The 26,650-nt window shown below is 41.9% G+C and carries 18 protein-coding genes; 10 read left to right on the forward strand and 8 right to left on the reverse strand.

Annotated elements, in window-relative coordinates:
- The first annotated feature begins 226 nt into the window (after positions 1–226).
- From ACEN82_RS09470 to ACEN82_RS09490, 5 genes are all read left to right on the forward strand, one after another.
- Positions 227–1,873, forward strand: coding sequence for a hypothetical protein (locus ACEN82_RS09470; RefSeq protein WP_413323148.1), 1,647 nt, complete (start codon positions 227–229; stop codon positions 1,871–1,873).
- A 266-nt stretch (positions 1,874–2,139) separates the two neighbouring features.
- Positions 2,140–2,742 carry an RNA polymerase sigma-70 factor gene (locus ACEN82_RS09475; protein WP_413323147.1) on the forward strand — a complete coding sequence of 201 codons (603 nt, stop codon included), beginning with the start codon at positions 2,140–2,142 and terminating at the stop codon, positions 2,740–2,742.
- 69 nt (positions 2,743–2,811) lie between these two features.
- The gene (locus ACEN82_RS09480) at positions 2,812–3,816 is read left to right on the forward strand and encodes a FecR family protein (RefSeq protein ID WP_495644104.1); all 1,005 of its coding nucleotides are present in this window, start codon (positions 2,812–2,814) and stop codon (positions 3,814–3,816) included.
- Between the two features lie 232 nt (positions 3,817–4,048).
- The gene (locus ACEN82_RS09485) at positions 4,049–7,381 is read left to right on the forward strand and encodes a TonB-dependent receptor (RefSeq protein ID WP_495644105.1); all 3,333 of its coding nucleotides are present in this window, start codon (positions 4,049–4,051) and stop codon (positions 7,379–7,381) included.
- A 20-nt stretch (positions 7,382–7,401) separates the two neighbouring features.
- Entirely contained in the window at positions 7,402–8,964 is a 1,563-nt protein-coding gene (locus tag ACEN82_RS09490) for a RagB/SusD family nutrient uptake outer membrane protein (protein WP_413323095.1), read from the forward strand.
- A 266-nt stretch (positions 8,965–9,230) separates the two neighbouring features.
- On the opposite strand, the gene ACEN82_RS09495 is transcribed toward ACEN82_RS09490, so the two are convergent.
- From ACEN82_RS09495 to ACEN82_RS09505, 3 genes are read right to left on the reverse strand one after another with little or no spacing between them, the layout of a single operon-like run.
- Positions 9,231–9,908, reverse strand: a complete 678-nt coding sequence (locus ACEN82_RS09495) for an ABC transporter ATP-binding protein (protein WP_413323094.1) — start codon at positions 9,906–9,908, stop codon at positions 9,231–9,233.
- A 1-nt stretch (position 9,909) separates the two neighbouring features.
- On the reverse strand, positions 9,910–11,169 hold the full coding sequence (locus tag ACEN82_RS09500; protein WP_413323093.1) for an ABC transporter permease: 1,260 nt from the start codon (positions 11,167–11,169) through the stop codon (positions 9,910–9,912).
- Positions 11,166–12,305 carry an efflux RND transporter periplasmic adaptor subunit gene (locus ACEN82_RS09505; protein ID WP_413323092.1) on the reverse strand — a complete coding sequence of 380 codons (1,140 nt, stop codon included), beginning with the start codon at positions 12,303–12,305 and terminating at the stop codon, positions 11,166–11,168. Before ACEN82_RS09505 ends, ACEN82_RS09500 begins: the two co-directional genes overlap by 4 nt.
- A gap of 222 nt (positions 12,306–12,527) precedes the next feature.
- On the opposite strand from ACEN82_RS09505, the gene ACEN82_RS09510 reads away from it, so the two are divergent.
- From ACEN82_RS09510 to ACEN82_RS09520, 3 genes are all read left to right on the forward strand, one after another.
- Positions 12,528–13,940: a L,D-transpeptidase scaffold domain-containing protein gene (locus ACEN82_RS09510; RefSeq protein WP_413323091.1), complete on the forward strand. Its 1,413-nt coding sequence runs from the start codon at positions 12,528–12,530 to the stop codon at positions 13,938–13,940.
- A 147-nt stretch (positions 13,941–14,087) separates the two neighbouring features.
- Positions 14,088–15,386: an Nramp family divalent metal transporter gene (locus ACEN82_RS09515; protein WP_495644106.1), complete on the forward strand. Its 1,299-nt coding sequence runs from the start codon at positions 14,088–14,090 to the stop codon at positions 15,384–15,386.
- A 258-nt stretch (positions 15,387–15,644) separates the two neighbouring features.
- Entirely contained in the window at positions 15,645–16,160 is a 516-nt protein-coding gene (locus tag ACEN82_RS09520; protein WP_495644107.1) for a flavodoxin domain-containing protein, read from the forward strand.
- Positions 16,161–16,413: 253 nt separating this feature from the next.
- On the opposite strand, the gene ACEN82_RS09525 is transcribed toward ACEN82_RS09520, so the two are convergent.
- From ACEN82_RS09525 to ACEN82_RS09540, 4 genes are all read right to left on the reverse strand, one after another.
- Complete coding sequence (locus ACEN82_RS09525) at positions 16,414–17,250, reverse strand: phytoene/squalene synthase family protein (protein WP_413320926.1); 837 nt, start codon at positions 17,248–17,250, stop codon at positions 16,414–16,416.
- A 153-nt stretch (positions 17,251–17,403) separates the two neighbouring features.
- Entirely contained in the window at positions 17,404–18,297 is an 894-nt protein-coding gene (locus ACEN82_RS09530) for a MerR family transcriptional regulator (protein WP_413320925.1), read from the reverse strand.
- A gap of 317 nt (positions 18,298–18,614) precedes the next feature.
- Positions 18,615–21,131, reverse strand: coding sequence for a cation-translocating P-type ATPase (locus tag ACEN82_RS09535; RefSeq protein ID WP_413320924.1), 2,517 nt, complete (start codon positions 21,129–21,131; stop codon positions 18,615–18,617).
- A gap of 34 nt (positions 21,132–21,165) precedes the next feature.
- Complete coding sequence (locus ACEN82_RS09540) at positions 21,166–22,023, reverse strand: universal stress protein (RefSeq protein ID WP_413320923.1); 858 nt, start codon at positions 22,021–22,023, stop codon at positions 21,166–21,168.
- A 126-nt stretch (positions 22,024–22,149) separates the two neighbouring features.
- Here ACEN82_RS09540 and ACEN82_RS09545 point away from each other — a divergent pair, with 126 nt between their 5' ends.
- Both ACEN82_RS09545 and ACEN82_RS09550 read left to right on the forward strand, forming a co-directional pair.
- On the forward strand, positions 22,150–22,629 hold the full coding sequence (locus ACEN82_RS09545) for a DUF2231 domain-containing protein (protein WP_413320922.1): 480 nt from the start codon (positions 22,150–22,152) through the stop codon (positions 22,627–22,629).
- Between the two features lie 235 nt (positions 22,630–22,864).
- A complete protein-coding gene (locus ACEN82_RS09550; RefSeq protein WP_413320921.1) occupies positions 22,865–23,935 on the forward strand; it encodes an AI-2E family transporter in 1,071 nt (356 codons plus the stop codon).
- Here the strand turns inward: ACEN82_RS09550 and ACEN82_RS09555 are convergent.
- On the reverse strand, positions 23,932–26,616 hold the full coding sequence (locus ACEN82_RS09555) for a cation-translocating P-type ATPase (RefSeq protein ID WP_413320920.1): 2,685 nt from the start codon (positions 26,614–26,616) through the stop codon (positions 23,932–23,934). The genes ACEN82_RS09550 and ACEN82_RS09555 overlap by 4 nt on opposite strands.
- Between the last annotated feature and the right edge of the window lie 34 nt (positions 26,617–26,650).

A 26,650-nucleotide genomic window follows, 5' to 3' on the forward strand; every position in this document is an offset into this window, starting at 1 on the left:
GGAGGGAATTAAAAATCTTCCGAACACTTCTGGGGTTTGCTTCGGCAGACAGTTGGGGACGGTTACGGATACGCATTATATATCTTAGCAGGCTGTTTGAAAAAATCGAATTATGATAACTTAGCGGTTACAATCGTCATAAACCAGCCAAACGGAATACTTGATCATCCGCGCGCAAAGCTATCGATACCTGTTCCCGGAAAATAAAATAGAAGCACTATCGTCTATGAGATTTAAAACTCTTTTGATCTTCACTTTAGCGGTAATGGCAGCGGTCGTTGCCACGCCTTTATTCGCTCAAAAAACAAAGCCAGGCAATGCGCCTAAAATCGTTAATATTGTCAATTTTATCCGTGATATCGAACCACGTGATGCGAACATCACCAAAGATGTCCTGTACCAGACCGTGGTGAACCAGATTGCGCTGATGAAGCAATATCACCTGGGCGGAACTTTTTTGTTACAGTACGATGCCCTGATCGATAAGCGTTACCAGGAATTGCTGAAAACACTTCCGAAAGGCGAGTTTGAGATTGGAGGATGGTGGGAACTGCCGCAACCGCTGATTGAAAAAGCCGGGATCAAATGGCGGGGAAAATATGCCTGGGACTGGCATTCAGATATCGGTTTTTCTGTGGGTTACACGCCTGCCGAACGCGAAAAGATCATCGACGTTTATTTTGCTGATTTTAAAAGCATATTCGGGTATTATCCTAAATCCATCGCTTCATGGGTCATCGATGCGCATTCGCTGAATTACATGTATGATAAATATAAGATTGTTGCCTCTGCCAACTGTAAAGACCAGGTAGGTACCGATGGTTTCACCCTTTGGGGCGGTTACTGGAACCAGGCATATTACCCCAGCCGTTTAAACGCTTATATGCCTGCCCAGCATGCGGATAAGCAGTTACCCGTGCCCGTATTCAGGATGCTGGGCAGCGACCCTATACGGCAATATGCCGATGGCAGCTCGGTAACCACACTTGAGCCTGTTTACCCTCATGCGGGCGGAAATGAACAGTGGATCAACTGGTTTTTGCAAACTTTTGCCAATGATTCCTCGCTCGGTTACAATTATACGCAGGCTGGGCAGGAAAACTCATTCACCTGGGATGCCATGAAAAAAGGGCTGGAATGGCAGATGCCGGTTATTGCCCGTCTCCGCAAACAGGGCAAGGTTCGCGTAGAAACCATGGCACAGTCGGGCGAATGGTTTAAACGTACCTACAAGGTAACCCCGGCGACAACCTTTACGGTAAGCAGGGACCTGGCAAACAGCGATAAAAAAACCGTTTGGTATAACAGCAGGTTCTACAGGACCAACCTGCTTTGGGAAAATGGAACGTTGCGGATAACCGATATCCACCTGTTTAACGAAACCGTGCCGGATAAATACCTGAATAACGTTACTACCGTTAATCAAAGTTTCTTTTACACGCTCCCGGTGGCAGATGGTTTTCAATGGGGAAAGCGCGGCAAACCCGAGGGTTTTCGCCTGATGATGAATGATGGGGGCGGGGAAGTGCCGGTTCAGGGAGGAGATCCTGTGTTCACAAATCTGAATAAGACGACGGCCCATGCTTCATGGCCTGTTGGTAAAGGTTCTTTCGAAATCAATATGAGCGAGAAATCCCTAACCATCACTGCGAAGAACCGTCCTGCCGGCGACTGGTTCCTGGACTTGTGCATCGCGGAAGGCGCTAAAACCCCGTTTAAACAATTGACAGGCAATAGCGCCCTGTATGAATTTGATGGCCATACCTACCGGCTTGCTATGCAGCAGGGCACCCTGGAAAAAGGCGCCAATGGCAGTTTATACCGTATCAGGCCACAACACCAGCGAGTTGTATTATTACTGGCAGATCAATAAAAGATCTGCCGGTATACAGGCTGCATTTTGCTATCATAGTCGAATAGTAGGAATGCAAACAAAATTGGTGAAGAGGGGCAACCAAAATCTTTTTTACAAGTCAATCAACAATTTAATAAAAGTAAAATTGCATAAAGGGCTTAATAAAATGCCTGATTCGTACATAAGAAAGTCGGATTATGTTAATGAAAAATTAAAATACTATTTTAGATTTGACTGCCAGTGCGTTCTTAGCACCGAGAACCAATTTTAAATTTAGTTTAAGCATGAACAATTGGAAAACATTAACCGATGAGGAGTTGGTTGAGCGGTTAAATTTTTCTGACCATGCAGCATTTACAGAAATTTTTCACCGTTATCACGGGGCTTTATATTCATTTGCACTAAAACGGTGCCGCGAAGCAGAAATAGCAGAAGAACTGGTGCAGGACCTGTTTGTGAATTTATGGATTAAACGCGGGCAATTGTATATAACGGCAACCCTGAGTGGATACCTGTATGTTGCGTTACGAAATTTAGTGTTGAATCATATTCAAAAGCAAATGCTTCGTGATAGGGCCACTGAAATTTTGCGTTTAGCGGCGCCTGTTCCGCAAACCGCCCCTGAGGAAATTCTGATAGTTAAAGAAATTGGGCAGGAGGTTGACCGGAATCTTCATTTACTCCCCGAAAAATGCAGAACTGTTTACGAACTCAGCCGGAAACAATACAAATCTAATAAGCAGATTGCCGCCGAGCTGGGTATTACCGAAAAAACGGTAGAAAATCATATGAACCGGGCACTCAGATTTTTGCGATTATCCCTCCACCAGTTGTTTACAATTGCTATTATATACTCCTTGCTCTATCTTAAAACTTTTTTTAAATAAAAATAAAATTCTTTTGGGTGCTACATAGGTTTTAACTGTCTTGGTTATTAAAAGGACAATTTTAAAACCATGCAACCTATTACACCGGAACTTATTGAGAAATACCTTGCAGGGAAATGTAATACTGACGAAGAGGCCACAGTACTCACGTGGTTTAATGCGCCGGAAAATGAACCGGATGCATATGATCAGCTTTCGCCGGAGGCTAAACAGGCCTTACAGGACCGGTTGATATTGGGAATACGCGAGAAAATACGCTTGTCCGAACCTCCCGTAAAGAAGTTTAATTATTATTGGGCCGGTGCAATAGCAGCCAGCATTTTGATTTTTATTACAATTGGCCTTTTATGGTACAAACAACCGGTGGCAAATAAATCAACGGTTAATAATGATAATATCAGGATTGTAAATACAGGACAAAAGATAAAAAAAGTAACGTTGCCCGATGGTAGTACGGCCTGGCTCAACCCGGGGACAGTAGTTACGTACGATCACTCATTTAATCGTCAGTTCCGGACTGTTTCGCTTACCGGCGAGTCGTTTTTTGACGTGAAAAAAGATCACGCACATCCGTTTATTGTTCGCACAGCACACATGTCAACTAAAGTTTGGGGAACCAGTTTTAGTGTAAAGGATAATGAACATGCGCTTCGCGCCGAAGTAGCAGTAGTTACCGGAAAAGTATCTGTCGCGATAGCTAATCGAAAGAAAGACGTTGCAGATGTTATGCTCCATCCTCAGCAAAAGGCAGTTTGGCAGGTAACAGCAAAAAAGACTGATAAACTTGAAGTTAGCCTTGTAGAGAAGCACTCGGTATTGAAAATTTGGGGAAAAACCAGCCTTTCATTTAATGATGTGTCCCTTAGAGAAGCAGTTCGTGTACTTCAACAGCAATTTGATGTGATAATTATGTTGCCCGACGGGGATCACGATCTTGCAGAAGCCAAATTACAGGCTGACTTTAGCAATCAAAGCCTGCCCGAAATAATGGAAGTACTTGAAAAACTCCTCAACGTTAGCTATGTAACCGATGGGAAGAAGTTTGTGTTACAGAGAGCCATAACAACCAATTAACCAATTATTATTAACCCTAAAGTTAAATTATGAAGAAAGATTAACCTCAGCAAACACCACTTATGTAAATGAAGAAAGCGTGTCGTGACCACGCTTTCTTCGGGCCCCTGCCGTGTAGCATTACACACCTTTCGTAGAGGTGCGGGGGCGTTTTTGTCTCATTTTTTTACCAAATAAAACACACTAATGTATGAATATTAATTTACTAATATCGATCAACTGGTATAAAATTATGAAGTTATCCTGTTGCCAGATTTTGTTGGCCATCATATTTGCAGGTGTATCGGTAGCCGGCACCACGCGCGCACAGGGAGTCCTGGACCGCAAAGTTGATATCGCCGCTGTTGATATGGATATGAAGTCTTTTCTTAATATGCTTTCAAAAAAAGCGGGCGTTAAGTTTGTATACTTCAAAGAAACCTTAAATAATCAAAGAAAAGTGACCACTGCCGGAGGGCAGAAAGATTTAAAAACGATATTGGAGCAGGTTTTTCTTGCTAATGGTATTGGATTTGAAATAGTTAATAATCAAATTATCCTCAAAAAACTGCGAACCTCTGCCGACACCGGTTCCGAAAATAGTGAAAATAAAACCGACGAACCGGATGTAGCGGACGTGAAGATTACCGGAAAGGTTACTGATGCCCTGGGGGCAGGGTTACCTGGGGTTACCATTAAGGTAAAGGGAACAACTGCGGCAGTAGCAACCGATAGCCAGGGTAATTATACGATAAATGCACCCGATTATAACGCGACGTTAATTGTCAGTTATTTAGGCTACGTAACCCGTGAAGTAGCGATAAATGGCCAAAAAGTTGTCAATATTCAATTGCAGGAAGATAACAAGGCCCTTAACGAGGTTGTTGTTGTTGGTTACAGTACGCAGAGCAGGCATAAATTGACCAGTGCAGTAGTTACCGTTTCTGGAGATGAGCTTAATAAAAGGGTCGCTACGTCACCCACAACCTTACTGCAGGGTAAGCTGCCCGGGTTACAGGTTGTTCAGGGTTCCGGAGAGCCAGGAAATGAAAATGTTCAATTAACCATAAGAGGCGTTGGTACCTTCAGCGGCGCAGGATCCAATCCATTAATTATTGTTGATGGGCTTCCGGGAAGTCTTGATGTGTTGAATGCTAACGACATTGAATCAATATCTGTATTAAAAGATGCTTCTTCGGCCGCCATTTATGGTTCCCGCGGTGCTAACGGTGTTATTGTGGTAAAAACCAAAAGAGGCAAGGCCGGTAGCCTGGCTATCCAGTATACGTATAATCTGGGGATCTCCAAGGCTACCAAACTCCCTGATATAATCACCAATTCGGCAACGTACATGCAATTGTCAAATGAGGCACGAACAAACTCCTCGCTCGCACCCCTGTATACGCAGGCCCAGATAGATCTGTACCAAAACGCTACCGATAGGGTAAAATACCCAAATCATAACTGGTTGAATGTTATTTTTCGAACAGCTTATACCCAAAACCATTATCTGAACATGAGCGGGGGTAAAGATAGTACAACGTATAGTGTTGGCGTCGGTATTACAAACCAGCCTGGCGTGATGCGGGGATTTGACTATTCGAAATATACGTTTTCGCTGGGTTTAAACTCAAAGCTAAATAAACGGATCACTTTTGGTTCGGATATCCAGATGCGGTACGGCAGAAAACTGACCCCTGAAAATGGTGCAAGTGATCAGTTTCTTTCGGCATTGGCCCAATCACCATTATATCCTGCCCAAAGTTCAGATGGCAGATGGATAAAAAAAGCATACTCCAACGAGCAGGGTAATAAAAATCCCGCAGCTATTGTAGGCGAGGATATCAGAACACGGGGTAATGATTATTATTTACAGGGCAACCTATCCCTGGATATCGATCTTTTTAAAGGTTTGCGTTGGGAAAACAAAGGAGGGTTTAATTATGGCTATTATAAATTCAATGATTTCAGGCCGGTAATTCCTACATATTATTATAGTGATATGTCTCCTGCGGGCAACCTTGATGATGGGTCGCCGGGTTTAAATGTGGGCAATTCAGACAATATTTATACGGTATATTATAGCCAGCTGACGTATAAAAAGAGCCTTGGGCTTCACAATTTTTCGGCATTTGCCGGTTATCAGCGGGAAAAAAATAATGCCAGTAACATCAACGCGTCCCGCACCCAGTATGTAACAAACTACCTGCGGGAACTGAATGCCGGGCCTTCTGACGGGCAAACCAATAACGGCACATCATCCGCATGGGCGATCAGCTCATTTTATGGCAGTGCCAATTATGATTATGCAGATAAATATTTACTGGGCGCTAACATCAGATACGATGGAACCTCCCGTTTGCCTTCAAACTCAAGGTATGGTACTTTCTATTCATTCTCCGGTGGCTGGCGAATTTCCAAAGAGAATTTCCTGAAGGATGTTTTGTGGTTAAACGATCTTAAAATCCGGGGTTCATGGGGGCAGTTGGGTAATCAGAATATCGGAACTTATCCTTATCAATCAACTCTGTCGGGTGCCAATTATGGCTTTGGAGGCTCTGTTTCTTCAGGTTTCGTCGCCAATACGCTGGTTGATCCGAGCCTGACCTGGGAAACCACGCGGGTTGGAGATATCGGCCTTGATATGACCATTTTAAATAACAAACTTGTTTTGTCGGCCGATTATTTCAATAAATATACTTTTGATATTTTGAGAAGCTCGCAGGTGCCATTCTATATTGGTTTGAACGCGCCTACAATCAATGACGGGGCGCTTCGTAATAAAGGTTTCGAATTTGCTCTTCAATACAACGACAGGATTGGCAGGGATTTTTCCTATTCGATAGGGGTAAATCTTCAAACCTACAAAAACAAGCTTGAAAGGTATGGATCGAAAGATATCAGCGACCACACCATCAGGCAAGAGGGACATGAACTGGATGCTTACTACATGTATGTGTGGGACGGGATATTCCAAAGTCAGCAGGAGATTGACAATTCGCCTAAACAGCCGGTTACACCTACTCCCGGCGACCTCAAGATAAAAGATGTTAACGGCGACGGTAAAATAGATGCCAATGACAGAACTTATGTGAGCGGCAGATTCCCTTCATATCAATATTCGGCCAATATAGGCGCTGCTTATAAGGGGTTTGATTTCAGCGCTCAGCTATATGGCTCCCAGGGCCAAAAGGCTTATGTTAATGGCTGGGGAATTGAGCCTTTCAGGCAAGGTTCTGTGCCAACAACAGATTGGCTAAATCGTTGGACTCCAACCAACCATACCAATACAATGCCCAAGATTTATGTGGCAGATGGTTATGCTGCCGTTCAAAATTATCCTTCTACTTATTTCTTAAAGGATGCCTCGTTCGTTCGTCTTAAAAGCTTACAGCTGGGCTATAATTTCGCCTTACCTGTGCTAAAAAAGGTGTCGATAAAATCGCTGAGGGTTTTTGTAGCGGCTGACAACGTATTTACTATAAGTAAGTATCCGGGCCTTGATCCTGAACGGGTAGGGGACGGAACCTACGTTACTTATCCGCAAAACAGAACGATAACCTTTGGAGCTTCCATTAAACTTTAAAATTATTAAAGAAAACGATTATGAAACTTTATAATAAGTATATATACATACTGATGACGGTGGTAGTCATACTGGTATCCTGTAAGAAAAGTTCCCTTGACCTCAATCCACCGGATAAACTTTCTACTCAAAATTTTTGGAAGTCAGAAAGTGATGCCGACCTGGCATTAACAGGTTGTTACAATTTCTTATATGCACAGGGAGGGAGCTATTCCACATCGCAATATGAGGTGGTTGCATGGGATAATTTTAGTGACAATTCTTACGGGCAATATAACTATGGTGGCGGTACCAGTGCACTGTCATCTGGTTTATCTCCCGGCGTTTTTGATACTTATAATCTTTATCAGTCTTCCTATTACGTTAATAATTATACTGCTATAGCCTCCATTAACTATTTTTTGGCAAACGTAGATAAAGTACTTACCGGCGATAAGCTTAAACAATATAAAGCAGAAGCCTATTTTTTGCGTGCCTTTAATTATTACTGGCTTGCTATATTATACGGAAATGTGATCATTACCACGGCCGATCCTTTTACGCTGGATTATAAAAAACACATGGCCAAATCTACCAGGGCCGATGTTTTGAAACAAGTAGAGGCTGACCTTGACCTGGCGATAGCCGGCTTACCGGATGTTGCCTATGGTAACGGACATGCTGTTAAAGCTACAGCCCAGGGTTACAAGGTAAGGGCATTGTTATTTGAGAAAAAATACGCTGAGGCCGCCGCTTTGGCCAACACCATTATTACAGGTGGAAAATTTTCTTTAAACCCCTCTTATCCTTCAAATTTTTATAAACCTGCGCAAAACAGCAGCCCTGAAATCATGTTTTCGGTTAAATACCAACTGCCAAATCTCTCGCACCAGGATAATGGTATAAGTGTGCCCTTACAGCGCTGGAAAGGAGAATTAGCGACCCAGGATTTGGTTAACGAATATGAAGCTGCCGACGGTAAGGACACAAGCTCATCTGCCGTTTATGTAAAAGGAAAACCGTTTGATAATCGCGATCCACGCATGCGGATGACCCTGTTTTTTCCAGGTGATACCAAAGCGCAGGGGTGGCCATTTACAGGATCATATGCCGTGGCCCAGCCCGGAAAGGATTCATGGATAGTAGGTTACTATGCTGTAAAAAAATGGCTTGATCCAACACTTGTAGACCCTGACTATGGAGTAAAGGGTGATAATGACTTTGTTTTATTGCGTTATGCAGATGTATTACTGATGTATGCTGAAGCACAAAACGAGGCAGTAGGCCCGGATGCAAGCGCTTACAACGCAATTAACCTGGTTAGGAAAAGGGTTAATATGCCCGACCTGGCTGCCGGCCTATCACAGGCCCAGTTTAGAGAGAAAGTGCGTCATGAAAGAAGGGTTGAATTTGCCCTGGAGGGGATCCGTTATTTTGATTTGAGGAGATGGGGAATTGCTACGCAGAAGCTGAACGGCTTTGTGCAAAATCCTTTATTCCCCACTGTGAAAACCAAGTATGCCGATAACTATGACTTTTGGCCGATTCCGCAACCCGAAATTGACAGGAATTCGCCCGAACTGGTGCAAAATCCCGGTTATTAAATAATAATTGTTAAACAGCGAGGCCGTATCAATTTATTTTGATACGGCCTCTTAATGTAAACCTGTTTTTGCCAATAGATCACTATGATTATAATAGCTGTAACTGTGAAATAATTTCAGGGTGGCCCAATTCGTTGATTGACAAAATGACCTGGCAGATCGTTCGACAAAACCAGGAAAAGCCCGGATAAAAGCAAGAAAACCTTGGATGATGAGACTCCGCTGAGAAGCATTCTTACATGCCGATGCGGTTGCTGTTTTTTCAATTAGTTTATGATGGTTCCGTCTTCCATTTCAATAATTCTTTGGGTCTTACGCGCGAATTCACTATCATGTGTAACTACAAGTATCGTCTGTTGATAATTGGTAATCAATTCGTTAAAAATGTTAAAAACGATTTCAGTATTTTTTTTATCCAAATTACCGGTTGGCTCATCAGCCATGATGATTAGCGGATCATTGATCAATGCCCGTGCAATGGCTACCCTTTGCTTTTGCCCGCCAGATAATTGATTCGGCTTTTTTTTTGCTTCCGTTTCAATGCCTAATACTTTTAATTTTTCAAAAGCCCGGTGTTCAGTTTCCTCTGCGCTGTATTTCCCAAGCCTCAGGCCTGGGAGCATCACATTTCGGAGTACAGAGAATTCATTTAACAGGTAATGGAACTGAAATACGAAGCCTATTTTCTCGTTTCTTACCGAGGCCAGCTCCGGTTCGTTCTTTTGTTTCATACTGATATGATCAATCCTCAGGTCTCCTTCATAATCAGTGTCCATGGTTGAAAGGATATATAATAGTGTTGATTTGCCGCAGCCTGATTTTCCCATAATTGAGGCGAATTCGCCTTTATGAAGCGAAAAATTAACATCCCTCAATACTTTTACCGCTTTGGGTTCATAAAAGGTTTTTGAGATGTTTAAAGCTTCTAATATTATTGAGTCCATGTTATTTCCCTCTTATAATGATCACAGGATCTATTTTACTTGCTTTTTTAGAGGGAAAATATCCCGCAAAATAGGTGGTTAGAAAAGAGAACAGACCAGCGATAAAATAAAAACCTATATTGAAATCAATGGGATAGGTTTTAATTGTTGGAAGCGCGGTTGTATTAAATGGGATGTGGTTTATGATAACAGATAAGATGAAACCCAGAATCAGCCCTGCCAGGCCGCCAAAAATACCTATGCCTAATGCAATTGTACTAAATATGCGACTGACATCTTTGCCTGAAAATCCTGTGGCTTTTAATATTGCGATTGAATCGAGCTTTTCATAAATCATCATATTCAGAATGTTATATATCCCAAAACCTGCTACAATCAGTAAAGTTACCCCAACTGTGTAAGATATCAGCGAGCGGATAAAGCTACCGGTATCAAATTGTGAATTGGCCGTTTGAATATCCATCGCATCTATATTAAATACCTGCCTGTAATAAGCTGCAATTTTCGGTGCTTCGCTGATGTTTTTTAATTTGACCTGGATGTCTGTGATATAATTGTTTGATTCGTCAAGTAATTTTTGAGTTGTTGCGATAGAGGTATAACTTTGCTTGTTGTCAATCTCTTCAAGACCGGATTGATAAATTCCTACTACTTTTAAAGGCACCTGGTTTCCATTAGCCGGGGTTACGTGAATGATATCCCCGAGATGGACTATCATTTTTTTTGCAATGCCTTTTCCTAAAATAATACTGTTGGGTGTATTTTTCAGGTCAATGAATTTGCCCGCTATAATATAGTCCCCAAATAAAAAAAGTTCATTTTCCATATTCGGATCAATGCCGTTAATAAGGCCGGTGATATTAACCTGTCCCGTATTGTAGAATATTTGCGCGGTAATTAGCGGTGATAGTCCCTGCACGCGTGGATCGACTGCGATAGCCTTCATTATAGCCTTGCTATTGTAAATGCCCAGGCGCTTGTTCTGCGGCTTGACGGAGCTTACAAAGTTGTAACTGTGACGATATGCGTTGGTAAGGTCCACTGGTTGATGCCGTGCAGCTGCAATCTCATTATACAATCTGATATGAGGAGTGCGGTTTATTACCAGCCCATCTAAAAGCTTGTTTAAGCCACCCATAAAACTCAATAGGGCAATAAACATTGTTATGCTAAAAGTTACACCGGTTGCGGCAACAATCGTCTGTCTTAAGTGAGCTAATAATAAAGCTACCGCAATGTTCCAGGTCAGCTTAAAATTCATGGTATCGGTTTTATTAGTTCATCATTTAACTGGAGACCAGAAATTACTTCAACTTGCAGGTAATCACTAAGACCTGTTTTTATTTTAAGTTTTTCGCCGTCGCTTCTTATCACAACGGAATCGTTGAGCAAGTAGCTTCTGGGGATAAGCAAAGCCTTTTTCCGGGTTTGGATAATTATATTTGCTTCCAAAGTAGTGTTAGGATATAATTTTAGCGGCGGGGTAGTAAAAATAGCTTCAACGCGAAATGTTTTGGTGTGTTCGTTCATTTCCGGATATATTTTGGTCACTCTGGCTTCAAATACCTTGCCTCTGTAACTATCCATCGTAACAAAAACGGTAAGCCCCGGATTTACCTTAACGATATCATATTCGTCCACTTGTAATTCAAGCAAGAAACGGTTGGCTTTGCCGATGAGGGCCAGCGGTGTTTGCGGACTAACAGTTTCGCCCGGATTTTTGTAAAGGTTATATACTACTCCGTCTATGTTGCTTTTAACGGTAAAGTCACTTTCCTGTTGTTTGTTAATACTGAGGTTATTTATGCTTTGCGCGGCGTTATAATGCAATTGCCTTTTCAATTCTGTGAAATTAATTATGGCTGTTTGTAAGGCTGTTTTTGAATTGACTACAGCTAATTCCCTTTCCTCAAGCTGTACTTTCGTACCGATCTGCTGACCCCACAGTTCTTTTTGCCTGACCAACATTACCGAGTCGTTCAGCATCCTGTACCGGGCCTGATCAACCGCGATTGCCGCTGCGGCCAGTTTATCTTTATTTAGTTTGAAGTCGGCAAATGAAGCCGATATCATCGCGTTTTCAACATTTAGCTTTTGATTTTCTTTTTTAATAGATATTAAAGGAGTGCCAGCAGTAACATATTGGCCTTCAGTTACAAATTGTTCTTGAATGATGCCGCTAACTGAAGCAAAAGCTTGATATTGATCCCTGCTTTTAATTATGCCGGAGGCATATACAGACTCTGATATGGAAGCAACTACCGGCCTTATTTTATCGCTTTTTAATTGACAGGAAAAGCTGAACAGAAACGTGGATGCAGTAATTATCGCTTTTACAATATTTATCTGATGGTTTGTTATATTATCAGTAATACTAAAGCTCCTAACAATTTTCATATTGCTAATGTCATCAGTCTTAAGTACTTTAAGTTTGATAAATATCAGGATGAATAGTGACGGTGCTCACGCCAATTTGGTGGCAGGCAATTTTATGATCTGCATCAACAAGTTATTTGATGTGTGTCATTCTTTTTGCTGGGTGTTATTCAAAACTTTACACAATATCAATGTAGCCATGGGCCGCACTGAAGAAGATTTGGATACTCACAAAATATTGCAATGAAAAAGTTGGTTCTTTTGTTATTCACTTTCAGTTCGTTTTTTCTGGTTAATGTATTTGCCCAGGAAAAGAAGGGGATTACCAATAACGCAATTAACGAACAGCTCAAAAGCGCTGCTACGTCGCAACAATTACATTACCCACAAAGCGTTACCCGGTTTTATCGCCAAAACAATTACCTTCCGGTATGGACTAACCCGCAATCGCGTCAAAACACCGGGAATGCAATGGTGCTTTTAGATTGTGTGTTACAATACGGATTATCGCATGATGATTTTCATCCTAAAGAGCTTCAGTTTGATATGCTCCGCGATATTTTGGAAAATCCAGGTTCGGTTAGTGACTCCTTAAAGGCACAGTTTGATGTTTTGCTTACAGATGCTGTCATTACCATGCTGAACTATTTGCATTATGGAAAGCTCAATCCTGACTACGGATCCGACAGGGTAGACCATGGCATGGATGTACCATTTCATGCAGAAGCTAAACTGCGGGACATTATACATTCGCAGGAGTTTACGAAAGCTGTTTTGGGAGTACAACCTAATGCAAAACTCTATACTGCTTTTCAGGAAATGCTGCACATAATCAGGGGACAAGCTCCGGACGATTGCTATGGAACCCCAGGAGATGATGTAATGAAAATCGCCGTCAACATGGAAAGAATCAGGTGGGCAAACGTTGATGATCGGGAAAAATATATACAAATTAATATCCCTACCTACGAGCTGACATTTCATTTGCCGGATACGCTGGTGGTATTTAAAGCTATTGTCGGAACGCCACAAACCCCCAGTCCGACTTTGCAGAGCCAAATCACCTATTTTACTTCTTTTCCAGACTGGCTTGTTCCTGACCGGATATTTATCCGCGACATCCTCCCGAAAGCAATAGCTGATAGTTTATTCCTTGACCGGCTTCAGATCAGTATTTATAATAAGGCTGGTCAATTAAAAGATATCACTAACGCCCAACTTAAGAGCATATTGACTTCGCCACAGGGCTATTATGCTAAACAGGCGCCCGGCTGCGATAACACCCTGGGATCGCTGGTTTTTCATTTTCAAAATGTGTACAACATATACTTAAATCAAATTGCTGATCAAAAGCTGTTTGAAAAAGATAAACGTGATTTAAGCAATGGTTGTATCTGGTTAGATAATGCTGCCGGGCTCGCCGCGTTATTGCTCAAATATGACGCTTCAGAGCAAAGCGACAAATTGTTTAAAATTCTTAAAAAATCAAAGACACACAATTTCGTGCTCAATAAACCTGTTCCTATAAAAATCACTTACCTGACATGTGACATAAAAAAAGGTGAATTAATCAGGTTTGAGGATATCTATAATATGGACACAAGCCTTGAATTGGCTATTTACGGCAAGCTTCAACGCAATACGAGCATAAGATAAGCTTCGTTTTGCGCAAAAATTGTTAAATCAAATTTTGAACCTTTAACTTATAAGCGGCCACTACTACCTGCGTCAACACATAGTAGGTGATCAGAAAATTCATCATTTAGTGTACGGGAATAATATAATTTTCTGATATTCAAAACCATGAAAGGTAATCAACAGGTTAAGAAACAAAAGAACCGCTTTTTGAGATTTTTTTCAATTTTAGGCCCGGGCCTTACCACAGGTGCCGCTGATGATGACCCCTCTGGTATAGCTACTTATTCGCAAACAGGCACACAGTTTGGCTACAATCAGCTGTGGACAGCGTTATATATGTTACCTTTTATGATTGCCGTTCAGGAAGCTTGCGCACGTATCGGCATGGTAGCAGGTAAAGGCCTATCAGCTGTAATTAAGGAACATTACAGCAAAACTGTTTTATATGCAGTTGTCGGGCTCGTATTAGTGGCCAATACAATCAATATCGGGGCCGATATAGGAGCTATGGCAGCTGCGGCCCAATTACTTATCCCAGCCCCGTTTGTTGCATTAACCTTGTTTTTTACATTGTTGACCCTTGTTCTGGAGGTTTTTACTTCTTATCATTCTTACGCCAGGATACTAAAATGGCTTGCAGTAACTTTATTGGCATATCCAATAACTTTGTTTATTGTACACCAGCCGTGGCTTACCGTTCTGAAAGCAACTGTTATACCTCATTTTGAGTTAAATTTTAGTTTTCTATTTATCATAACGGGGGTTTTGGGAACCACAATTTCTCCATATATGTTTTTTTGGGAGGCCTCACAGGAAGTGGAGGAGCAGAAAGAAAAGGAGAGGACTTCGCGGCATAAACCCAGGCCCGGTTGGATGCAAATAAAAAAAATGCGTATTGATAATACTATCGGCATGATATTTTCAGAATTCACTGCCTGGAGTATTATTATAGTTGCTGCAACCGTTTTGCACAATAGCGGTGTAACTGACATAAAAAGTGCGTCTGATGCGGCAAGGGCGATAGAGCCGCTGGTGCATACCTTTCCTAACGCCGGATTTTTAGCCAAATTAATTTTTTCTACCGGCATTATAGGCCTTGGTTTATTGGCTATCCCGGTACTTTCAGGCTCGGTAGGATATGCCGCTTGTGAGGCCTTTAACTGGAAGGCAGGGCTTAATTTAAAATTGAAAAAGGCGCGCTCTTTTTATGCCGTCATATGCGTTGCCACTTTAATTGGATTACTAATCAATTATATTGGCATCGATCCAGTTAAGGCATTAGTTTATGCGGCGGTATTAAATGGGATAGCAGCGGTACCACTATTGTTCCTGATTGCCAGGATCTCCTCTAACCCCAAAATCATGGGGGAGTATAATAGCAAGTTTATTTCCAAATTGATGCTTTGGAGCAGTTTTGCTGCCATGGGGGCAGCTGCAATAGCTTTGTGTTATACATTGTATTAGCACGGGATTTGGACACTTCAATTTAATGATTTAAATTACGCAATATACTATGCTGTGATTTCTGTCAGCAAGATCATTGATTCTCGTCATGTATAAGAGGGGAGCGGTACTCATAAAAGCTTGTTGTATCTCGTTTCGGGTTAAGAATCGACTGACGCTATTGTCGGCTTTGATGTAATTGACGGTTCAGGGGTGACCATTGTCATTTTTGCATTAGCTCCGGTTCGGTAACTTGTATAACCAAATCAAATTACCGCTATGAACGGAATTATTATTTATCAGGGCAAATATGGTGCAACCAGGCAGTATGCGCATTGGCTTGGAGAAACATTGCAGATGCCGGTATCAAAAGTAGAGAATGTAACACCTGCAGTTTTAGCCCTTTATGATACCATTATTATAGGCAGTTCAGTTTATATCGGCCGGCTGGTACTACGCGATTGGTTAAAGGAAAATGACATCAGGCTAAAGGACAAAAAGCTTTTCATTTTTATTGTTTGCAGCTTCGCAGTTAATGACATGACGCAACAGCTGGAGATAATAAAAAATAATCTTGGTACTAAGATCAAAGATGTTGCCGAAATATTTTTCCTGCCCGGCAGGTGTGTCGTTTCCGGACTGTCGTGGAAAGACAGGCTTATGCTAAAATTGGGCGCCTGGATTGAAAAAGATCCTGAAAAGAAATCAGTGATGCGTAATGGGTTTGATCATCTTGAGCGGAGCAACCTCAAACCGCTCATCGAAAATATTCACCGTATGGCTGATGACTATTGATGGCGCGATAAGAAAGAAGCGTTATTATGATCAACTGGTGTTTAAAGCAAGAAGCGAAGAACTCGCGTTCATTCATTCGCATGAAGTTCGCCGTCATCTTTCCAATATCATGGGCATTATCGGACTAATAAAGGACGCTGATGACCGTCAAACGGAATTTGAGAGTTCGGTGAGCTATTGATTGCTCCGGCAGGCAATCTTGATAACGTTATAAGGCACATTTTTGAAAAATTGGATATCTGAAAAACGGTTTTTAAAGGTAATTGAGTTGGTGTTTAAGCAAAGTATCGAATATCAATATAAGTTTGCTGCCATTAGAAATTCTGAATCTTTTCGAAAAAACCACGCAGGCGCTCGCAAGCTTAATTTTTTTAAACAACTCGCGATAATATTGGTAAGCCAGATAGACGCCCCGGCGGGAAGATTTTGGCAGTCTTCGGATGTCTTTCAACGCTTCATTGAAGTCTTTTTCAATTTCTTGTTCTATCTTTTTTTTATCGGTTTCGGAAAAATGCTTAAGGTCAATCCCCGGAAAGTAGCTTCTGTTGAGCTGAAGGTAGTCCGCACCTATATCTCTCAGGAAATTAACCTTTTGAAAGGCCGCACCTAAGCGCATGGCTCCCGGCTTAAGAGCTTCGTAACGTTCCTTATTGCCGTTTGTGAACACATACAAGCACATCAGGCCAACCACTTCTGCAGATCCAAGGATATATTCTTCAAATTTTTGTTGGTCATAATGCTGATCGTCCAGGTCCATTTCCATACTATGCAGAAATTGGTTAATCAATTGGTGATCTATATGGTATTTATTGACTGTTTCCTGGAAAGCGTTAAGGATGGGATTCAGGCTGATACCCAGTTCTATCGCTTCAAAGCAATCCTTTCTAAGTTTATTTAGTAATTCACGCTTGTCATAATTATGAAAGCTGTCTACGATTTCGTCAGTAAGCCTGACAAAGCCATAGATAGCATAAATAGGCTGATGCAATTCTTTATCAAGAAAATTGATGCCCAGAAAAAAGCTGGTACTGTACCTGCGCGTTGCCAGTTTACTACATTCCGCAGAAAGGCGGTCAAATTTTTCTTTCATCGATTAGGTTTTTCACAGAGTTTAATAATTGATGTATTGAAACATTACCGGAAACGTTGGCTGGCGGAACACCTGCAAAAAAGAGGTACGCCGCGGCGCTTAATCCCGCAATGTCAGTGCCTGGTATCGCGTACCTTTTTCGTTCCTTTTTGCTCATATAACCGGCGCGATTATTTGTTCAAAATCCGGAAGCGTTTCCAACCAATACACATTTTTTGGGAAGTGAACGCTATTTATAACTTGCTTGTTGCCAGATAAGTATATTTTAACAGATTTGAAAGTAGACGCGAGCTGGTCAATATATGCCTGTGCATTAGCAATTGGCCTTACACGCGTCATAAAAAAAAGAAGGTTGTGAGGTTGCGTACTTTCAAGCGCATGGTTTAAAGCCGACATGGGCACCTGCGGCCCTAAATAAATCACCCGATGGCCGGCAGTCCGCAACATATAGCTTGCAAGGAGGAGGCCAATATCATGATCTTCGTCTTCCGGTAAAAATAGCAGCCATAACGGTTTGCTATTTTGCTGTTGCTCTAAACAATCATTGATTGCTGAAAATAGCTTTTGCCTGATAATGGACGAAAGAAAATGCTCCTGTGATGGACAAAGCGAATTGTTTAGCCACATTAAACCGGCACGTACTAACATGGGGTATATCACGAATTTATATGTTCCTAAAACTCCATTCTGCTCGAATGATTTGGTTATAAGTTCATTTACCGCATATTCATGAAAAATTAATGTATTGCTGATGATCTGAGAAATGAAATACTCATGCTGATGTTGCGCGGGCCGCGTTTTATCTATTTCATTCTTGAGTAGTTTGTTCATTTCCTCCCGGCTTAACGCGCAGGCTTTAGAAATTTTGTAGCCAGCGTGGTAAAGTCCAGCTATGCTCAATAATTTCTTTAGTTGGTCATCATCATAAAAGCGCGTATTCCCTGCCGTTCTTGAAGGCGTAAATGCCTGGTACCTCCTTTCCCAAATGCGGATATTATGGACGGAAACACCTGACAATTGCTCAAGATCAGAAATGGAATAATTCATTTTGTCTAAGTTTTATTAATTCAAATTTAGACAAAAAAATGAATTAACAAATGTTTCTTTATGAAGTATGCCAAATTCCTTAGGAGCAAGTATTACAGGGAATAGACAGATTATTAAGCAAGGAAAAACAGAGGAGGTGACAAGCGGCACAATAAAGCTGTAGAACCTCCGAAAAATATTTAACACGATGCTACTATAACAGGTAAGATGAAACAGAAGAAGATCATATCTTAATCAATTGATAAGGGGCATCAGGATTAATTCTCCATCTAAAGTGCCTGTTTCAAAATCTTAATGTACGATCGGCGTACTTTCTATCACGAGGTTTTTACATCTGAGCCCTTACGTAACCATGCTTTATAAAGCTCGAACCAAATGACGGAGGTAAACCCTATAATAATACTGATCACCAGGTCACTCATATTTAGCGAGTTGAAACCAAAGAAAACTGCCAAAGGGCGGATGTATATCAGTGAAGATGATATAAAGATTGTAAGCCCGATAACCAGGAGTACGAGGTTGTTTTTATATTTGATAGTTGTTAACAGCGAGTAGTAAAACGAACGATTGACTAAGGTGAGCAAAACATTAGCCGATATCAGGCTGGTAAATACCATGGTACGGGTCAGTTGTTCATCTGCTGCTTTGCTTACGGCATATTGGTAGACCGTGAGTGTTCCGATTGTGATGGCTGCCCCCTGTACTATGCTGGTCGCCAACTCTTTCCAATTAAAAAAAGTAGTGCTGAACGGACGTGGCTTTTGCAACATGGCATTCTTTTCTATGGGCTCGTTTTCATAAATGATCGAACAAGTCGGCCCCATAATCAGTTCCAGGAAAATAATATGCACCGGTGAAAAAATATTCGGATAAATCCAACCTAAGGCCAGTGGTATAAATACCGTTAATACGATAGGGATGTGAATGGAAATAATATACTGTATGGCTTTTTTTAGGTTGGTGTAGATACGCCGGCCCATGGCTACAGCATCAACCATTTTTGAAAGGTCATCCTCCAATAAAATTAATGAGGCAGCCTGCTTCGCTATCTCTGTGCCCTTTTTTCCCATCGCAATGCCTATATGCGCCGCTTTCAGCGCGGGGCCGTCGTTAACTCCGTCTCCGGTCATAGCTACTATCTCATTTTGGGCTTTTAAAGCATTAATGATCTTTAGCTTGGCATCCGGGAACATACGGGTAAAAATGTTGGCTTTCTTCACATTCTCCCTAAGTTCCTGTTCTGACAATTGCATCAGCATGTCTCCGCTGATACATTGGTCTGCTCCACGGAAGTCAATTTGCTTCGCGATAGCACCGGTAGTTTCTGCATTATCGCCTGTGATGATTTTAACCTTGATACCAGCTTTGTAAAAGCCCTGTAGTACAGTAGTGATGTTTTTCTTGGGCGGATCATAAAATGCAACCAGCCCTTTGAATACAAAATGAAACTCCTGCTGTGTAGCAGGGAAATCACTTCCCACAAAACTTGCTTCCCCTACGGCCAATACCCGGTAACCTTCGATAGCCAAAGCCGCTATTGCAGCAGTCACATGTTCTTTCTGGGGTTGATTTAAGTTGCTGACGCCGATCAATGCTTCAGGTGCACCTTTGGCTGCGATAATGCGATTCCCTTTTCCATTTTCAAAAAGGTGGGTCATCATCGGCGGCTTGCCGCCCAGCGGATATTCGTGGACCATTTTATAATCCGGACGCTCATCTGCCAGATCGGTCTGAGTGTAAGCATTGTGCAGGGCAACTTCCATAGGATCAAAAGGGATCGGTTCGCTGGCCCACATGGCAAGCGCGATTAGCTCTGTTACTGCGCCGGTAGATAGCTTTTCATTAAGATTATAAATGCAATCTTCCTTCAGGACATACGCTTTCGCCAGGCTCATCTTATTCTCGGTTAGCGTACCGGTTTTATCAGTGCATATCACCGATGCGCTGCCCAAAGTCTCCACCGTTTTCATTTGCTTAACAACGACGCCAATTTTCATAAGCCGCCAGGCCCCCAGCGCCATAAAGGTGGTAAACGCAACGGGAATTTCTTCGGGCAGGATACTCATAGCCAGTGTAAGCGCCTTAAGGAGACTGTCTAAGATATTTGCCGAATGAAAATAGTTTATTCCCCACACCGTCAGAAACACAATAACCCCCACGATCACCATTTTCTTTACAAAATTGCTGATCTGTATTTCCAGGGGTGTTTTTTCTTCCGCTATAGATTCCAGGCTCCCGCCAATTTTACCTAATCGTGTTTGATTACCTATTGCCGTTACGGTTGCAATGGCCAGTCCGCTTGCTACTGTTGTGCCACTGAAAATCAGATTGTCTGCAGAGGATTTGTCTTTAAAAACAGCCAGGGATTCGCCTGTGAGAATGCTTTCGTTGATTGAGAAATCATTGGAATGTTCAATAACACCATCAGCAGTAATAAAAGTGCCTTCCTCTACCATCAGGCTGTCGCCAATAACAAGTTCTTCTTTTTTTACCTCTAAAACTTCTCCGTGCCTGATCACTTTGCATTTAGGTTGCGAAAAATCCTTCAATTTTTCGAGCGCGTTCCGGCTTCTGGAGTCCTGATATAAAGATATGCCTGATACGAGTACAATTGCTGAAGCTAAAAAAATACCGTCTCCGGCCTTTCCGCTAATAAAATAAATACATGAGGTAACCAACAATAAGATTACCATCGGTTCTTTTGTCAATCCTATCAACGCATTAACAAACCCGTTTTCTTGCTTAAACGAAAGGCTGTTAGCTCCGTATTTAGATCTCGCCGCAAGTACTTCCTGTTCGCTCAGGCCCTGTATATCGAAATTATTTATTGCCATTTATTTGATCAGCTAATAGTTAGTCACGAGTCGATCAGACCATTTCAGCCGGAATTACCATCAGAGGTAAATGCTGGTTGTCCAAAGCGGCCACCGTTGTAGACTTGTCAAACAGCCCCGACAAAAAAGAGTTTTGATAATGAACAAGTGCAAGTATATCCGATCCGTTATCTTTGCATAACCTATTTAATCGTTTAATCACGTCTTTTCCCCTTATTTCCTGAAAGGTTATATTATCCATATTGATTGCATCAATATGGTTAAGTAAAGCCTTTTCTTTTACAGGATCGCCCTCCTCTTCTATGGCGGATACATGGACAATTTCCAGTTGAAAGTGTAACTGTTTTTGTAAGCCGGTTAAGTAATTGATTGCATTGATATCGGCCAGTTCGAAAGCCGTGGCTAACGTTACTTTTTTTAGCCGGGCTAAATCTGCTGTTGGCGGGATGATCAATACGGGACAGGACGAATGATCTATCACCTGCATCGTATCTCTGCCGAAGATCAAGTGGTCTAAAGAGCTGTCTGTACTACTGCCGATTACAACAAGGTCAACATTGTTCTCCTGAATAACCGCCGCTGTATTTCTGCCAAGTGAACCTTCACCAAATTGATAATCAATTTTAGGTTCAACGCCTTCTGTACTCAGATCTGCAATAATATGCCTTAGTTGAATAGCCAATTGGCCCAGTCGTGCCGCGCTTTCGTCTTTACGAAAAACGAATTCTTCTACCACCCAGGGGCCACCGGCATATGTAGGAAGTATAGGGTGGTCATAATAAGTGTTGTAAAGCAGTATATCTGCATTTAAATTCCTCAAAGCTTTTGCGGCGGTTTTTGCGGCGTGGTCTGCATTTATCGAAAAGTCAGTGAGCATTAGAATCGTCTTCATGGTGTAATTCTTTAGATTGTAAAGCTATCCCTTCAACACCCGCCAATAAATGATCTTAATCATTTATTGGCTTGATTACTATTATTTAAACAGTGCTAATAGTTGATCACTTTTGACAAAAAAGTCATGAACCAAACACACATCCACCTGCTGATCACCCACCTGCCTATCGTTGGTACGGCTTTGGGGGCATTTGTCCTGATCCATGGGATATGGAAAAGGAACAAAGGTACACTAATCGCTGCCTATAATGTTTTGATTGTCTCAGCAATTGGGGCCGGTATAGCCTATGCAACCGGCGAGGGTGCTGAAGAAACCATTGAACATTTAAAAGGGATATCTAAATATCTCATTGAAGATCATGAGGAGGCCGCCCTGGTATCTTTGATCGCTTTAATACTTACAGGTGGGGTTTCGCTGATCGGGCTTTTTGCGACATTAAAAAATACATCACAGGTTAGACGTATAGCGTTAATAGTGCTCGCTGTATCCTTGATAAGCTTTGGACTGATTGCAAGGACTGGCTATTTAGGCGGACAAATCAGGCATTCGGAAATCAGAACTGATACGATATCTCCATTAAAACAGAGAAATGATAATGATTGAATAGCGTTATACTCGTCAACCTCACGCATAACGGAGTTATTATATAGTAAATGCCATTACCTTTTATAGGTTATCGACGGCTCCCTTACTTTTGACATTATTATTGTCAGCTTAACCATCCTTGATTTGTTAGAGGAATCGCACGTACTTATTATTCCGAAATGGGAAACCGATATAAAAGGCTTATATTGGGTAATAAAAAAAAGCGCGCTCCTAAAAGTGTAAAACTGCTCCCATGGTAAAAGAAATGCCGATAACCGTGAAACGGGCCATAGAACTAATTGGCCTGTTTGTTTTAGGAACCATCATCATCGCTGGAAATACGATCATTATGCCTTTGTTGATGGCGTTCTTCTTCAGCCTGGTGCTTTTACCCGTCTTTCGTTTTTTCAGGAAGCTAAAAGTGCCGGAGGTTATTGCGGTTTTTTTGCCAATATTGTTATTAACGGTCATCGTGGCGCTGATCATCTGGCTGTTCTCCAGTCAGATAGGTGCTTTGGTAGATGATTTTCCGCAGATTCAACGTACCGTGGCCAAACACCTGGATGACCTAAGTATCTGGATTAGCAAGTCATTTGGATATTCCCCGGCAGAGCAAGTGAAATTCATTAATGTGCAAAGCAAAAAGTTATTCAGTTCTTTAGGCGGAGTTTTAAGCGGCGCGGCTGGATCTTTGTCTGGCATGGTTATATTTATTGGATTATTGCCGATCTATATCTACCTGATCATTCTATACAGGAACCTTTTTTTGAAATTTCTGCTGATGTGGTTTAAAAAAGAGGATTATCTGAATGTGGAGGAAGCTGTAAGGCAAACTGAAAAAATGGTTAAAAGTTATCTTGTGGGGCTGCTGATACAGATTACCTATATCATTGTTCTTTTAGGTGGCCTATTATGGTTTTTCGATATTCAAAATGCACTGCTCATTGGTATTATCTTCGCTTTTCTGAACCTGATCCCGTACCTGGGCGCCCTGATCGGCAATATTCTGGGTGTGCTGTTAACGCTTGCTTCGTCAGATAGTATTGCAGATGTGCTGATTGTATTGGGAGCTATTACAGTAGTACAATTTCTGGATAACAATATTTTAATGCCGCGTATCGTAGGGTCGCAGGTAAAAATTAATCCGCTTGTTTCCATCGTTGGTATTATTATTGGCGGAAGCATGGCGGGGCTTTCGGGCATGTTCCTGGCGATGCCGGTACTATCCATTTTAAAGATCGTGTTTGACCGCAGCGAAAATTATAGGCAATGGGGTGTATTATTAGGCGATGAGCGGCCTGTAAAGAGCCAGATGCACGTTTAACTCTTTCGGCTATATATTTTCTGGAAAGCCTTGTAGCCCTGAAAAACAACTAATGGTAACAGGCTGGCTGTTGTAGCGGACAGCCACAACTTAAATGATAGCTGCGATAACCCTAATACTAAACGCAGGCCGGGCAGTGCAAAAACCAGTAAAAGAAGACCGCTGCAAATCAAAATGGCAATCCATATCCATTTGTTCCGGGTAATTTCATTATTTATAAATCCTGAGCCCTCCGAAGACATGTTGAATACGTGAAATAGTTGAGCAAGGGTAAGAGTGATAAACGCGATATTATTGCAGGTTTGATCATCACTATGCAGCACTACTTTGCAAAAAACAACCGCAATGACCACAGTTGAGGTGATTGAAGCCGAATACAATGCAATTGCAAGCCACTTTTTGTTGGTGATGATATCCTTTCCTGGTGCTCTTGGCGGTCTGGACATCACAGTCTTATCCCCAGTACCTAAGCCCAGCGCCAATGCAGGAAATATGTCTGTCACCATATTCAGGAACAGAATTTGTAATGGCAATAGCGTGGCGCCAGGTATGATTACGCCTAAAACTGTGACAATGAATATCTCGCTTAAGTTGCAAGATACCAGGTAGACCACAAACTTTTGAATATTTTGAAAAATCTCCCTCCCGTGCGCCACTGCCTGAACGATTGAAGTAAAAGAGTCATCTTTCAAAACAATGCTCGCCGTCTCTTTCGCTACCTGGGTGCCTCTGATACCCATTGCAATACCCACATCTGCATTCTTTAATGCCGGGGCATCGTTTACACCATCTCCTGTCATTGCAACTATTGATCCGGCTTGTTGAAATACATGAGCGATTTCCAGTTTCTGTTTGGGTGAAACCCTTGCAAAAACAGCAGTAGCCAAAATACGCTGCCGCCAATCATTTGTCAATAGCTCGGCCCGTGGTAACTCAGTGCCGGTAATTACCTCTTTGTCGTCCTCATCAATTAAGCTTACCTTCCGGGCAATGTTTAAAGCAGTTTTCGGGTGGTCGCCAGTGATCATCACTACCCTGATGCCTGCTTTTCTGCAACTAAGCATAGCACCTTTAATATCTACCCTCGGTGGGTCAAGAAAGCCGGTCATTCCAACGTAAACAAGGTCATTTAAATAATTGTGCGTATCAAAGTTGTTACCCGACCTGTAGGCAAATGCCAGCACCCGCAGTCCTTCAGCCGCCATCTTCTCCGATTGTAGCAGGATGGATTTACGGGATGCGCTATCAAGTATTTTGATGTGTGCACCCGACTGTAAATAATTGCATTTATCCAGTAATCTTTCAACCGAGCCTTTGGCAGCAGTGAAGTATCCTGACGATGTTTTATGCAAAGTTGCCATCATCATGATCTCCGAACTAAAGGGTACTTCTGCAATACGTACAAATTGTTTGTTTAACAAATGGTTGTCTAAACCCGCTGCAATGGCCGTTTTTATTAACGCAACTTCTACAGGGTCGCCGGAAAGTTGATCCGGCTCAGGATATTTTTCTTCAATAGCAGCATTATTGCATAAAATACCGGTTAAAAATAGTTTGTCCAGATTTTCGGCGCTTTTAACTACTCCGTTAGGAAATTTCAACAGGTTGTTTTCTACTTGTGCTTTTACGGTTTCTTCCGGAAACGCCAAAGTATCTATGAATATCTTGTTTTCGGTTAGGGTCCCGGTTTTATCAGTCAGAATAACCCCGGTGCTTCCCAGCGTCTCTACGGCAGATAGTTTCTTGACAATTGCGTTACGCCTGGCCATCAATAGCATGCCATAGGATAACGCGACGGTAGCAACGATAGGTAAGCCTTCCGGTATAGCTGCCACTGCCAGCGCAATTGATGTTTCTATAATGGTTAATATGGCTTTGCGTTGGATAAATCCGGTTATCGAAAATATTGTGGTCATGACCAGTGTAACCCAGATCAATTTCCGACTTAACCTATTCAGCTTTTTATCCAGCGGGGTGATTATATCTACCGAAGTTTCTACAAGCGAAGTTATTGTGCCCAACTGTGTATTTGCCGCTATACCAGTTACTACCATTTTACCGTTACCGTTAGTAACTGAGGTACCCTTAAAAACCATGTTATGCTGGTCGCCAACAACGGTGTCTTTTTTTAATGTTTCAATAGTTTTATCAGCAGGGAGGGACTCGCCGGTGAGCGATGATTCGTCGCATTGTAAACGGTTTACAGCAACTAAACGGCCGTCGGCGGGGATAATATCTCCAGCTTCGAGTGGAATCAGGTCGCCTGGTACTAATTGTTCGGAGGGGATCGATCTGGATTTACCACCACGGATAACCTTTGCCGTTACTATATCCATTTTTTTTAGCGCATTCATAGAGTTGCGTGCCTGAAACTCCATAAAAAAGCCGATCAGCGCGTTAATTAAGATAACCGCCAGGATGGCTGCCGTTTCCAAAATATCTTTAAAGTAAAGTGAAGCGAGAGATCCGGCTATAAGAAGATAGACGATGGGGTTTTTGAATTGATATAGCAGAATTAACCAGAGGCTTTTTTGTTTTTGAGTTTTATAGCTATTTAAGCCATAAACACGGGTGCGCTTTTTTGCTTCATAATAAGTAATCCCCTCAACGGTGTTGGCTTGAACCAATTTAGCAACTTCTTCAACTGTTAACGAAAACGGCTGATTTATCGGGTATTTCATGGACATGCTGAAAATGGTTTTATTTACCGCTACT

This window comes from Mucilaginibacter sp. Mucisp73, from assembly GCF_059491465.1.

Coding starts and splice junctions, on each gene's coding strand:
- ACEN82_RS09475 (WP_413323147.1), top strand. CDS start 2,140: ATGAACAATTGGAAAACATTAACCGATGAGGAGTTGGTTGAGCGGTTA.
- ACEN82_RS09505 (WP_413323092.1), bottom strand. CDS start 12,305: ATGAAAATTGTTAGGAGCTTTAGTATTACTGATAATATAACAAACCAT.
- ACEN82_RS09510 (WP_413323091.1), top strand. CDS start 12,528: ATGAAAAAGTTGGTTCTTTTGTTATTCACTTTCAGTTCGTTTTTTCTG.
- ACEN82_RS09515 (WP_495644106.1), top strand. CDS start 14,088: ATGAAAGGTAATCAACAGGTTAAGAAACAAAAGAACCGCTTTTTGAGA.
- ACEN82_RS09545 (WP_413320922.1), top strand. CDS start 22,150: ATGAACCAAACACACATCCACCTGCTGATCACCCACCTGCCTATCGTT.
- ACEN82_RS09520 (WP_495644107.1), top strand. CDS start 15,645: ATGAACGGAATTATTATTTATCAGGGCAAATATGGTGCAACCAGGCAG.
- ACEN82_RS09490 (WP_413323095.1), top strand. CDS start 7,402: ATGAAACTTTATAATAAGTATATATACATACTGATGACGGTGGTAGTC.
- ACEN82_RS09500 (WP_413323093.1), bottom strand. CDS start 11,169: ATGAATTTTAAGCTGACCTGGAACATTGCGGTAGCTTTATTATTAGCT.
- ACEN82_RS09485 (WP_495644105.1), top strand. CDS start 4,049: ATGAAGTTATCCTGTTGCCAGATTTTGTTGGCCATCATATTTGCAGGT.
- ACEN82_RS09525 (WP_413320926.1), bottom strand. CDS start 17,250: ATGAAAGAAAAATTTGACCGCCTTTCTGCGGAATGTAGTAAACTGGCA.
- ACEN82_RS09480 (WP_495644104.1), top strand. CDS start 2,812: ATGCAACCTATTACACCGGAACTTATTGAGAAATACCTTGCAGGGAAA.
- ACEN82_RS09470 (WP_413323148.1), top strand. CDS start 227: ATGAGATTTAAAACTCTTTTGATCTTCACTTTAGCGGTAATGGCAGCG.
- ACEN82_RS09495 (WP_413323094.1), bottom strand. CDS start 9,908: ATGGACTCAATAATATTAGAAGCTTTAAACATCTCAAAAACCTTTTAT.
- ACEN82_RS09540 (WP_413320923.1), bottom strand. CDS start 22,023: ATGAAGACGATTCTAATGCTCACTGACTTTTCGATAAATGCAGACCAC.
- ACEN82_RS09555 (WP_413320920.1), bottom strand. CDS start 26,616: ATGAAATACCCGATAAATCAGCCGTTTTCGTTAACAGTTGAAGAAGTT.
- ACEN82_RS09550 (WP_413320921.1), top strand. CDS start 22,865: ATGGTAAAAGAAATGCCGATAACCGTGAAACGGGCCATAGAACTAATT.
- ACEN82_RS09535 (WP_413320924.1), bottom strand. CDS start 21,131: ATGGCAATAAATAATTTCGATATACAGGGCCTGAGCGAACAGGAAGTA.
- ACEN82_RS09530 (WP_413320925.1), bottom strand. CDS start 18,297: ATGAATTATTCCATTTCTGATCTTGAGCAATTGTCAGGTGTTTCCGTC.